Source organism: Duganella sp. OV510, assembly GCF_900100205.1.
In the GTDB taxonomy this organism is placed as follows: Bacteria; Pseudomonadota; Gammaproteobacteria; order Burkholderiales; family Burkholderiaceae_D; genus Rugamonas.
Genome location: NZ_FNEQ01000009.1, coordinates 1 through 12,049 on the forward strand (window position 1 = coordinate 1; position 12,049 = coordinate 12,049).

Annotated in this window: 9 protein-coding genes; 4 read left to right on the forward strand and 5 right to left on the reverse strand. The window is 63.4% G+C overall.

From position 1 onward, the window contains the following. Window positions 1-101: 101 nt before the first annotated feature. Both BLS51_RS21695 and BLS51_RS21700 read right to left on the reverse strand, forming a co-directional pair. Complete coding sequence (locus BLS51_RS21695) at window positions 102-1,328, reverse strand: glycoside hydrolase family 18 protein (protein WP_090189843.1); 1,227 nt, start codon at window positions 1,326-1,328, stop codon at window positions 102-104. Continuing rightward, on the reverse strand, window positions 1,318-2,058 hold the full coding sequence (locus tag BLS51_RS21700; RefSeq protein ID WP_090189841.1) for a GntR family transcriptional regulator: 741 nt from the start codon (window positions 2,056-2,058) through the stop codon (window positions 1,318-1,320). Before BLS51_RS21700 ends, BLS51_RS21695 begins: the two co-directional genes overlap by 11 nt. A gap of 396 nt (window positions 2,059-2,454) precedes the next feature. Between BLS51_RS21700 and BLS51_RS21705 the strand changes: the two genes are divergently transcribed. The 3 genes from BLS51_RS21705 to BLS51_RS21715 all read left to right on the forward strand — a co-directional run bounded on the left by BLS51_RS21705 (window position 2,455) and on the right by BLS51_RS21715 (window position 7,339). Then, window positions 2,455-5,190, forward strand: a complete 2,736-nt coding sequence (locus BLS51_RS21705; protein ID WP_090189872.1) for a TonB-dependent receptor — start codon at window positions 2,455-2,457, stop codon at window positions 5,188-5,190. Between the two features lie 76 nt (window positions 5,191-5,266). Next, window positions 5,267-6,106, forward strand: a complete 840-nt coding sequence (locus BLS51_RS21710) for a cupin-like domain-containing protein (protein ID WP_090189839.1) — start codon at window positions 5,267-5,269, stop codon at window positions 6,104-6,106. Between the two features lie 81 nt (window positions 6,107-6,187). Further along, entirely contained in the window at window positions 6,188-7,339 is a 1,152-nt protein-coding gene (locus tag BLS51_RS21715; RefSeq protein ID WP_229207724.1) for an MFS transporter, read from the forward strand. Here the strand turns inward: BLS51_RS21715 and BLS51_RS21720 are convergent. Genes BLS51_RS21720 through BLS51_RS21730 form a run of 3 tightly spaced genes read right to left on the reverse strand, consistent with a single transcriptional unit; the run spans window position 7,310 to window position 10,984 of the window. Continuing rightward, the gene (locus tag BLS51_RS21720) at window positions 7,310-9,655 is read right to left on the reverse strand and encodes an ATP-binding protein (protein ID WP_090189835.1); all 2,346 of its coding nucleotides are present in this window, start codon (window positions 9,653-9,655) and stop codon (window positions 7,310-7,312) included. The two genes, BLS51_RS21715 and BLS51_RS21720, sit on opposite strands and share 30 nt — an antisense overlap. Next, window positions 9,652-10,554 (reverse strand): NAD(P)/FAD-dependent oxidoreductase, encoded by a 903-nt coding sequence (locus tag BLS51_RS21725; protein WP_090189833.1) that lies wholly within the window; start codon window positions 10,552-10,554, stop codon window positions 9,652-9,654. Before BLS51_RS21725 ends, BLS51_RS21720 begins: the two co-directional genes overlap by 4 nt. Continuing rightward, window positions 10,541-10,984, reverse strand: coding sequence for an Rrf2 family transcriptional regulator (locus tag BLS51_RS21730; RefSeq protein ID WP_090189832.1), 444 nt, complete (start codon window positions 10,982-10,984; stop codon window positions 10,541-10,543). Before BLS51_RS21730 ends, BLS51_RS21725 begins: the two co-directional genes overlap by 14 nt. A gap of 98 nt (window positions 10,985-11,082) precedes the next feature. Between BLS51_RS21730 and BLS51_RS21735 the strand changes: the two genes are divergently transcribed. Then, complete coding sequence (locus tag BLS51_RS21735; protein WP_090189830.1) at window positions 11,083-12,015, forward strand: glycosyl hydrolase; 933 nt, start codon at window positions 11,083-11,085, stop codon at window positions 12,013-12,015. Window positions 12,016-12,049: the final 34 nt, after the last annotated feature.

Below are 12,049 nucleotides of genomic sequence, written 5' to 3' on the forward strand. Positions count from 1 at the left end.
TCAAGGTAATGAAACGGATGGCCTATGGCTACCGCGACTCCGACTTCTTTTTCCTGAAGATCAAAGCCGCGTTTCCCGGTAATCCGTGAAGAGCCTTTTTTTTACCTCATGGCCTCCGACAGCGTATTCAGAAGCTGTCCTTTACCGTCCGCGCTCAGCTCCCAGAACATCGCGCCGCGCAATCCCTGCTGCTTGATATACGCAGCCTTCTCCTTCAGCGATACCGGATCTTCATACGAAATCCACACCTGCTCCGCCGCGCTGTACATATACGGCACGCGCGCCGACGCATTGCGGTAACGCTGGTAGCTGTCACCACGTTGCAGCAGCATGCCGTAGCCATAGGAATTGCCGCCGTTGACGCCATCCGTCACGCCGCCCTGGCAAGCCTGATACTGGCCATCGCCATCCGGCCCCGCTGCGCAGCCCTTCCAGCCGTAACCGTAGAACGGCACGCCCAGCACCAGCTTGTCCTTCGCCACGCCAGCTTCCAGGTAGCGCTGCACCGAGCGCGCCGCATGGCCGCCACCCGCCGAGATCGGGTCCTTCGGATCGGCAAACAGCGGCGCATGATGGGCGGTGTTCTTGCCGGCCCACGGCGAGTGATAGTCATACGCCATGATATTGATCCAGTCCAGGTGCATGGCCAGCTGCTTCAGCCACACGCCATCGCCAACGTAATTGCCATTGGCGCCGGCGGCGATGGTGATGCGGTAATGCTTGCCATCCTGCTTGCCCGCCGCATCATAGGCCGCGCGCAGTTCGCGCGCCCAGGTGATGAAGTTCTGCCGGTCCTCCGGCCGCGCACATACCTCGCCTTTCACGCAAGGCACACCGGCTTCACCCGGATATTCCCAGTCCAGGTCCACGCCATCCAGTCCATGCCGGCGCATCACCGCCAGCGACGACGCGATGAAGTTGGCGCGCGCCTCCGGCGATGCCGCCACATTCGAGAAGCGGTTGGACCAGTCCCACCCGCCCACCGACAGCACCACCTTGAATTGCGGGTTGTGCTGCTTCAGCGCCACCAGCGCGCGCAGGTTGGCGCTGTCTTCCGCCTCATTGCGCCACGCCAGCGCGCCGTTGCGCGCGTCCTGGCATGGCGCCACATCGTTGACCGACGGATCGGCGTTGCCATGCCTGCCGTCCCAGCACAGGTCCGCAAACGCATACAGCGCCATGGTCAGCTTGCTGGCGTCGACCTGCGACACCGGATAGGACTGGTGCTTCCAGCCAGGATAGTAGCCGATCACTTCAGCCGCCATCGCCGGCGCCATCGTGCTTGCCATGGCCACGGCCACGGCCAGGGAAATTAATTTAGTTCGCATTGAGCTCCGCCACAAAGTCATACATATCGCCACGGAAGTACGAGCGGCAAAACTCCACCGCGCGCCCGTCGCGCAAAAAACCAAGACGCTCCACAGCCAGGCCGGCATCGCCTTCCTTCGCCTGCAACAGCGTCGCCTGTTCCGCATTCAGCAACAGCGCCGACAGGCGCTGCAAGGCGCGCACCGGGCGGTTGCCGGTTTTTTCCAGCGCGTCGTACATCGACACATCCACCGCTTCCAGCGACGGCAGGCAGGAGGCGACGATGGTCGCGTACTCCAGGCACATCGGCACATCGTCGGCGTAACGCATGCGGTTGAAGCGGTACACTTTGGAGCCAGGACTGAGCCGCAGGCGCATCGCCTCGTCCGGCGTCACCGTGCCCTCCGAGCGCTTCAGCCAAACGCTGCGCGGCGTGCGGCCGCGCGCCCGCATGTCTTCGGAAAACGAGGTCAGCTTGGCGAAGTTCTTTTCGATGCGGGTGTTGATGAAATTGCCGGAGCCGGGACGGCGCACCAGCACGCCCTCGCTGACCAGGCCATCGATCGCCTTGCGCACCGTGATGCGCGACATCTCCAGGTCGGCCGCCAGCTGGCGCTCGGCCGGCAAGGCATCCTCCGGCTTCAGCAAATGCTGTTCGATCGCCAAGCGCAAGGCGCGCTGCAGGCGCTGGTAGAGCGGCAGGTTACTGGTCTCATTGAGGTGCTGTCGGATGTGTACCAGTAAGCTCATCGGTTCGCTCCACGGTGACATTGTTCGACGATAATACCAACAAAATACCAGCGCTCCACCATCTTCCCCGCCGCGCATCCAAATAAATTCCTTTCATCGAAAGAAACCCTTATAGCCAAAGGCTTTCTTTCTGTTGCAAACGCGCACAGCGATTTTCCATACCACTGACGATCCGGTATTAGGACGTTGTCAGAACCTCACTTTGTATGCTGCATACAACATAACAAAAAAGAATTTTAAAGTGGTAGTGATCTGGTATTAAAACGCGAGTATATTGGCGTTGGATTGGTTTTGAACGTGATTTAAAAAAGAAAGACGATACATCAACAATCGGTGGGCTCGGCGGAGCCTTCAACAACGGGAGGGAATATGCAGCACAATTCAAATAAGATCACCATGTCCAAACTAACGCCTATCGCCACTGCGGCAGCCATCCTGACGCTGAGCGTCGCGATGACCGCGCAGGCGCAGCAGGTGGCGGCGGAGCCGGACACCGTGATCGTCAGCGGCATCCGTGGCTCGCTGCAGCAATCGCTGTCGGTGAAGCGCAATGCGTCGAGCAACGTCGACGTGATCACGGCCGAAGACGTCGGCAAGATGCCGGACAAAAACGTGGCCGACTCGCTGCAACGCGTGCCGGGCGTGAACATCTCCACCTCCGGCGCCGGTTCCGGCGGCTTCGATGAGAACGACCGCGTGTCGATGCGCGGCACCGCGCCATCGCTGACCCAGACCCTGATCAACGGCCACGCCGTATCGACCGGCGACTGGTTCGTGCTGGACCAGGTGGGCGGTGCCGTCGGCCGTTCCGCCTCGTATTCGCTGCTGCCGTCGGAGATCGTCGGCCAGGTGGTGGTCTACAAGGCCCCGACCGCAGACCAGGTAGAAGGCGGTTCGAGCGGCTCGATCGACATCCGCACCCGTCACCCGCTGGACTTCAAGAACGCGATTTCGATGGAAGCCACCGTACAGGGTGTGTATTCCACGCTGGCGGAAAAAACCGATCCGCAATTCAGCGGCCTGTTCAACTGGAAGAACGAAGCCGGCACGCTGGGCCTGATGGTGCAAGGCTTCTCGGAAAAACGCTCGCTGCGCCGCGATGGCCAGGAGCTGCTGCAATGGACCCAGGTGGCACCGACCAACGCCGCCGTCAAGACCAACCCGGACCTGGCCAACGTCTGGTTCCCGCGCCTGATCGGTTCCTCGCTGTTCCAGCAGGAGCGCAAGCGCAAAGGCGGCTTGATCGACCTGCAATTCAAGCCTAGCCGCGACTTCTCGCTGGAAGCAACCTACTTCCGTTCGAAGATGGACGCGTCGAACTACAACACCAACTACATGACCGACATGAATGGTTCGGGCATGCTGGGTTCCGGTGTCGCGCCTGATCCGGGCTATGTGATCCGCAACGGCACGCTGGTGTCGGCCGCCTTCACCAACAAGGGCACCACCGCCGCGCCACTGCGCTACGGCATCGTCGACAACATCGTGCGCGAAGGCGCTTACGCGCAGACCGAGTTCTTCGACATCGATGGCAAATGGCGCGCCACCGACCGCCTGGTGTTCACCGCCAAAGCCGGCTCCACCAAGGGCAAGGGCGTGACCCCGAGCCAGGGCGTGTTTGAAGGTGACGTCAACAACTCCGGCGCCAGCTACCAGCTGAACGGCCTGGGTTCGCCGGCCACCGTCAAGTTCCCGAACATTAATACCGCCGTCTTCACCGGCACGCCGCTGGACTGGATCTTCGGCGTCTCGCCGGCCACCACCGACGACAAGGAGACCTACGGCCAGATCGACGCTGCCTTCCAGCTGGATGCCGGCCCGCTGCGCGAGATCAAGTTCGGCGTGCGTGGCACCCACCACACCCGCTCCAACTTCGAAGTGGCGCAAGGTCCCAACTGGTCCAACACCGACGTTGGCGGCACCAGCACCAACCCGGCATGGAACGGCACCACCTACCCTGGCAACTTCGGCAGCGACCTGGGTGGCGACTTCCCTAAAAATGTCTGGATGCTGGACCCGTCCATCCTCAACGCCTGGGGCGACCTGCACTCCAACCGTGACGTCAGCCGCACCTACTACCAGGACATGTTCAACCTGAAGGAAAACACCAAGGCGATCTACGTCCAGGGTGAACTGGAAGGCGACGGCTGGAGCGGCAATGTCGGTCTGCGCCTGGTGCGCACCGAAGGGACCTCGAACGGCTACCAGATCCTGCCTAACCAGCCAGCGGGCCAGAACCTGCCATCGTATCCATGGGGCGGTTTCGTCCAGCAAACGGCGATCGACAACAACACCACCATCCCGCTGCCTAGCCTGAACCTGAAGTTCGACCTGCGTCCCGACCTGGTCGGCCGCCTGGGCATCTCGCGCACCATGACCCGTCCTGACTACGGCGCACTGGGCGGCGCGGTGCTGCTGACCGATGAAACCCATACTGGCAACGGCGGCAACGCGCACCTGAAGCCAGTCAAGTCGACCAATCTGGACGCCTCGCTGCAATGGTACTTCGCACCGCGTGCCCTCCTGTCGGCCGGCGTGTTCTACATGGACCTGAAAGACTATGTGGGCTACGGCACCAGCACCGGTTCCTTCCTCGACACCCGTGCTTCGCAAGAGCAGAACAAGGCGGTGTTCGCCACCTACACCATCACCTCGCCGATCAACGTCGGCGCCAAGGTGAAGGGCCTGGAACTGGCAGCGCAAATACCGGTGGGCATGGGCTTCGGCATCGACGGCAACGTCACGCTGACCGATTCGCACCTGGACTTCGGCGCCTGCCCTGCCATGCAGACCGCCACCTCGGGCGATCCGTGCGACATGCTGGGCGCCTCGAAGACCACCGCCAACGGCGGCGTCTACTTCGAGAACGACAAGTTCAATGCACGCGTGAGCTACGCATGGCGCTCGTCGTTCCTGGCGGCGCAGGACCGCGGCACGCCGCTGTATCAGGATTCCACCGGCACACTGTCGGCATCGTTCAACTACAACATCAACAAGAACATCACGTTGACGATCAGTGGCCAGAACCTGAACAACCCGATCCTGAAGAACTACATCTACAACAAGGATCAACCGGCGCGCTTCTACGCCAACGGCGCGCAGTACTACGCCGGCCTGCACGTGAAATACTAATCGGCTTCATTGTGTAGTCTGTGCCCGCCACGGCTCTCCCGGCCCTGGCGGGCTTTTTTATGCCATCATACGCCGCATGCATACGCCCATCGAATACCGCGACCTCGACCCGCAGCGCTTCTTTAGCGAGGTGGCGGGCAGCTACCGCCCGGCCATCCTGCGCGGTTTCGTGCGCCATTGGCCGGCGGTGCAGGCCGCGCTGCGCTCGCCGGAAGCACTGTGCCAGTATGTGCTGGGTCTGGCCAGCAATGCGGAAGTGGACGCGGTGATGACGCCGCCCGCCGAGCGTGGCCGTCTGTTCTACTCACCGGACATGAAGGGCTTCAACTTCGTCCGCAACAAGGTGACGCTGGCGCGCGTGATAGAACAACTGGCGCGCTACTCGCAGTTTGACGCGCCGCCCTCGGTGGCAATACAAAGCGCCTTGATCGACGACTGCATGCCACGCTTCAGCGACGCAAACGTGGCGCCGGCGCTGCCGCCGTCGGTGCGCCCACGCCTGTGGCTGGGGAACACCATCACCACACCTGCGCATTTCGACCAGTCCTGCAACCTGGCCTGCGTCGTCAGCGGCCAGCGGCGCTTCACGCTGTTCCCGCCCGAGCAGGTGGCCAATCTGTATATCGGCCCGGTGGATTTTGCACCAACGCCAACGCCCATCAGCATGGTGCATTTCAGCGCGCCGGATGACGCCCTGCACCCGCTGTTCCGCGAGGCGCTGCCACATGCGCAAGTGGCCGACCTTCTGCCCGGCGACGCGCTCTACCTGCCAACGCTGTGGTGGCACCATGTGCAATCCACCGGACCGCTGAACATGATGGTCAACTACTGGTGGAAAGGCGAGCAGACACCCGAGGTGGAAGCTGGCCGCGCAGCCATTTTCAGACATCTGAAAATCCTGCCCAAAGACTTTTAAGCCGTACTGCCCCACACTCCCGCTTTGTTCAAGCTGGAGAAGTAGTTGAATCACTCACAATCCATGGCGGGCATGCGGCCCATGCCCGCATCAATCAGCTTCGGCATGACGCTGGTGATGGCGATGGCCTGCGGCGTCGCTGTCGCCAACATCTACTACAACCAGCCCTTGCTGGTGATTATGCAAGCGGCCTTTCCTGGCCAGGAATCCATCATCGGCTTCGTGCCGACCGTGACCCAGCTCGGCTACGCGCTGGGCCTGCTGTTTCTTGTGCCGCTCGGCGATCGCATTGAGCGCCGGCGTCTCATTCTTTCGCAGTACAGCGCATTGACCGTGGCACTGGCCGGCGTGGCGCTGGCGCCGAATGCATGGTCGGTGGTTGCTGCCTCAATTGTGCTGGGCGTGGTCACCAGTGTGACGCAACAGATCCTGCCCTTCGCCGCCGAGCTGTCAGCGCCCGAGCGCCGTGGCGCCACCATCGGCACCGTGATGAGCGGCCTGTTGTGCGGCATCCTGCTGGGCCGTGTACTGGCCGGTGCGATTGGCGAACGCTATGGCTGGCGCGCCATGTTCTGGCTCGGCATCGGCATGGCCGTGGTGATGACCGCCATCCTGGCGCAGATCCTGCCGCGCAACCAGCCGAAGACGCGGGACAGCTATGCGTCGTTGATCAAGTCCCTGTTCAGCATCTGGCGCGAAGAACCGGCGCTGCGCCGCGCAACCATCGTGCAGGCATGCGTGTTCGGCTCCTTCAGCGCGCTGTGGACCACGCTGACGCTGCACCTCGACACGCAATATCACCTGAGCGCACAGACGGCCGGCCTGTTCGGCCTTGTCGGCGCCGCCGGTGTACTGTTTGCACCGATCGCCGGCAAGGTGTCGGACCGCCGTGGCCCGCATGTGGTGATCGGCTTCGCCTGCTTTGTGATGGTGATCTCGTGGCTGCTGCTGGGGATGTGGGGCATGGTGGCCGGCCTGGTGGTCGGCATCCTGATACTGGACTTCGGCGCGCAAAGCGCACAGGTATCGAATCAGCACATCATCCAGGCGCTGCGTCCTGACATGCGCAGCCGCCTGAATGCGATCCTGATGGGTGGCATGTTCATCGGCGGCGCCGCCGGTTCCGGCTGCGCCATGCTGGCGTGGAAAGCCTTCGGCTGGACCTGCGTGTCCGCACTGGGCATCACGCTGGCGCTGATCGCGCTAGCTGTTCAATCCCGGCGGCGCACCTGAGTGGATCAGGCGCTGAAGGATAGCGGCAGCGCCTTTGTGGTCGCCGCTGCGGCGCGCTTCCACCCAGCGTTCAAACGTATCGCCGTAGCTTTCCCATAGTCCCAGGCCATGCTTGGCTGCCGTGCGCACCAGCGTGGCGGCAGCCTGCTCCACCGCCTCTTCGTCGCCGTTCAAGGCATGCACCAGGCACCAGCCTTCCGCCAGCGCGCAGCATAGCGAGCATGCATGATCGATGGCGCGCGCCCGCTCCGCTGCTGCTGCGGCGGCATCCAGCGCTTCCGCCTCGCGTCCCTGGAACCACAGTACGCGGGCGAAATACGTTAGCGCTGCCGCATACTGGTCCATGCCGAAGCGCGACACCTGCGTCGACCGTCCTTGTTCATACCAGCGCAAGGACGCTTCAATCTGCCGCAGCGACTCATCCTGCTGCCCCATAAACAGTTGCGATACGCCTGCAAGGCGCTGGCCGACAACGAATGCCTCCTGGTCGGCAGCCCCCGCCGCCAGGTCGGCCAGCTGGTTCGCGTGCGCCAGCGATTCGGCGTAGCGCTCGCAGCGCAGCTTGTACAGCCACAGGCCATAATGCGCCTGCAACTGCGTTTCCAGGTCGGACAGCTGATGGGCGAGATCCAGCGCACGCGTCCAGGCCTTGACTGTCTCATCGACCGGGCCGCGCGCCCAGGCCAGCGAAGTGCCATACGAGGCTTGCAGCGCCATCTCCTGGCCTGGCGCGATGGCCGGGCCTTCGCCGTTCAGCACCAGCGTCAGCCAGCGCTGGCACTCGCCGTGCAGCGACAACTGGTTCCAGAACGGCGCGGAGTGGGTCAGAATGTCGATGCCGGTCTGCTCGTCGCCATCACTGGAAAACGCCCAGTCCAGCGCGGCGCGGATATCATCGATATCGGCCTGGTAGCTGAGGCGCCAGTCGTCGGAAGCCTGGCGCGCCAGCTGCGCGAAGAACGCGGCGTGACGCTGTGCCGTCGCCTCTACTTCACCGCTGTCGGCCAGCTTTTCCAGCGCGTAGACGCGGATCGTCTCAAGGAAGCGGTAACGCGGCACCGGGCCGCCCAGTTCCGGTTGCAGCAGCGATTTGGCGGCCAGGCTGCTCAGCACATCAATGGTGTCCCAGGCTTCCGCATGTTCAGGCGCGCCGACGTGGCGCGCGGCATCGGCGGTGAAGCCGCTGGCGAAGACCGACAGGCTGCGGAACAGGCGGCGCTCCTCGTCATCGAGCAGGTTATGGCTCCAGTCGACGGTCGCGCGCAGCGTGCGCTGGCGCGGCAAGGCGGTACGGCGGCCGGCGGTCAGCAGCTTGAACCTGTCGTTCAGGCCCGCCAGTACGCCGGCGATGCCCAGCACCGGCACGCGCGCGGCAGCCAGTTCCAGCGCCAGCGGCATGCCGTCAAGCTGGCGGCAGATCGCACTGACGTCGCGCGCCAATGCATCATCCAGCACGAATTGATGGATGCTGGCCGACACGCGCTCGACGAACAGTCGCACCGCCGCATGTACCAGCGCCGCTTCCGCAGACTGCGTATCGGCCGGCGGCACCGACAGCGGCGCCAGACGGTAGACATGTTCTCCCGCCGCATCCAGCGGTTCCTGCGCTGTCACCAGAATATGCATGGCCGGCGCGTTGTTGAGCAGCGCCTCCACCTGCCCGGCGATCGGCCCGGCGAGATGCTCGCAATTATCGATGATCAGCAGCAGCCGCTTGTTGCGCAACTGAGCGCGCGACAGCTGCATGCAGTTCTCGATGGCGGCCGGCACCAGGTCGCTCTCGGCGATCTTCGCCATTTCCGCCATGTAGACGCCGTCCGCAAACCTGCCGCGCAGTTGATGGCCGGCTTCGATGGCCAGGCGCGTCTTGCCGATGCCGCCGGGGCCTGTCAGCGTCACGAAACGGCGTTCGGTGACCAGGCGCTGGATCTCATCAAGCTCGCCGGCGCGGCCGACCAGCGACGTCACGGGATGCGGGAAATCAGGCGGCGCCACGGCATGCTCCTGCCGCACCAGCGACAAGGCATAGCCTTTGCCGAATTCCGTCGAAATCATGTCGCGGTCCGTGCCCAGCGCCTTGCGGATGGCCGACATCTGCGCCTGCAAATTGTTTTCTTCGACGATGGCGCCACCCCACACCGTCGCCATCAGCGCATCCTTGCTGACCACCGCGCCGTTGGCTTCGACCAGCATCCACAGCACATCAAACGCACGCTGGCCAAGGTCGACCTTCTCGCCATCCCGCAGCAGCACGCGCAGCTCCGGAAATATCTGATAGCGGCCGAACGAGGCGCTGCGGTCGTCGCGCTGGCTCATGCAGGCAGTCCAAACACCAACGATTGATGGGATGCCGCACCCGCCATGGCGCCATCCGCCACTGCAAACGCCACGCTGCCTGCCATGCGCGCGGCGTCGCCAGCCGCATAGACGCCGGGAACGCTGGTGGCCTTCATCATGTCCGTGCGCACGTAGCGGCCCATTGGCCCCTCCTCCATTTCACAGCCCAGCGCTTCGGCCAGCGGGCTGGCGCTGTGCAGGCGGCTCAGTACAAACAGGCCGTCCAGTGTCAGCGCGCGTCCGTCCTGCAATTCCACCGTCGCCGCTCCGCTGACCGCACGCACGCCCGTGCGCTCGATGGCGACGCCGCGCGCTTCCAGCTTGGCCAGTTGTTCCGCATCGGGCTCGAACACGCCGTTGAGGAAGAACGTCACCGTGCCCCAATCCGGCAGCATCATCGCGTGATGGAAGGAATGTGCGCTGGTCGCCAGCACGCCGATGCGGCCCTGATCCAGTTCGTAGCCGTGGCAGTACGGGCAATGAAACACATTGCTGCCCCAGCGCTCCGCGAGACCGGGAATCGGCGGCAATTCATCGGCCATGCCGGTTGCCAGCACCAGGCGCTGCGCCTGATGCGCACTGCCATCGGCCAGCGTGACGCGGAAGCCACCATCGTGCGGAATAGCCTGTGTTGCCGCCCCCTCCTGCCACTGCACCGTTGGATACTTCATCAACTGCGCGCGCCCTTCGGCGGCAATCGCCGCACCTTCGCGGCCATCCTGCCCAAGGAAACCATGCGAATGCTGGGCGTAGCGGTTGCGGCGCTGGCCGGCGTCGATCACCAGCACGCGCCGGCGGGCACGCGCCAATTGCGTCGCGGCCGACAAGCCGGCATAACTGCCGCCGACAATAATCACGTCAAATTCAGCGGTGCTCATGGTGGACTCCCTTGTGATGTGCATTGAAGCTGGCCGACAGTTCCGCCAGTGTCACGTGTTTAAAACGGGAGATCAGCAAAGCTTCGGCCTCATCGAAGGCGCTGCCCAGCGCCTCGTTGACGGCGCGCTCCACCAGGCATTGCGGCTGCTCGACCCGGTTCCCCATCGCGAACACGGTAGGCGAGCCGACCGCCTCGTAGATGTCATGCAGCGTCACCTTGCGCAGGTCGCAGGTGATGCTCCAGCCGCCACCGTGGCCCTTGTCGGAGCCGACATAGCCACGCTCGCGCAGGCCAGCCAGCACGCGCCGCACCAATACCGGATTGGTATCGAGGAAGCCGGCCAGCTCGTCGGAAGTGAACGGCCTGTCGCCGTGCGCCATATGCAGCAGCACGTGCAGGATGGAAGAAAGTTTGCTGTCTCGTCTCATGTAACTAATGATAGTACATAATCACAAAACGTGCACGCAACACGCTAAACTGCGGTCCGGCCATTGATCGCCACGCTGCGCGGCGGTACATTGCAGCCATGAGATACCTCGCCCTGCTCCTCGCATTCGCCTTCAGCTGCGCCCACGCCGCGCCCCGCAACGCCAGCACCCAGGCGGTGTACGACTACCTGCTCGGCATCTGGGGCAAGAACATCATCGCCGGCCAGGCCGACCTGACCTGGCGCGACAGCACCGACATGGCCGCACGCGTACACGCCGACACCGGCAAATATCCGGCGCTGATGGGCTACGACTTCATGAACTACTATGACGCCAGCGAAGCCGACGGCCGCCAGCAAACCGAAGAAGCCATCGCATGGTCGCGCAAGGGAGGACTGGTGAGTTTTCACTGGCACTGGCGGATGCAGAACGGAGCGTTCTACAGCAAGAAGACGCCCTTCAAACTGCCGGTGAACGACTACCGCGACATCGATCCCGCGATCGACCGCATCGCGCTGGAACTCAAGCGCCTGCAGGATGCCAACGTACCGGTACTCTGGCGCCCGCTGCACGAGGCGGCCGGCGGCTGGTTCTGGTGGGGCACCTCGCGCGAAGGCTACATCGCGCTATGGCGGCATATGCACGAGCGCCTGACGCAGCAGCACGGCCTGCGCAATCTGATCTGGGTATGGAATGGACAGGATCCGAGCTGGTATCCAGGCGATGATGTGGTGGACATCACCGGCTACGACGTCTATGAAAACAACTACAGCGAGGCCTATCGCAAAACGCGGCAGCACGGCAAGCCTGTCGCACTGACCGAAACCAGCCACATCCCCGATCCCGGACAAAGCGCTGCCAATGGCGAATGGTGGCTATGGTTCCTGGTCTGGAACGACGGCGCCGGCCCCGCCGGCGTCACGAGCCCGGACAACTTCTGGACCGGCGAATACCACAACACCAACGCCCACAAGCGCAAGGTCTACAACGATTCGCGCGTGATCACGCTGGATCGGCTGCCGAAGTTTTAAACAGCATCGGCACAATGACCGGCCATCGCTGGCC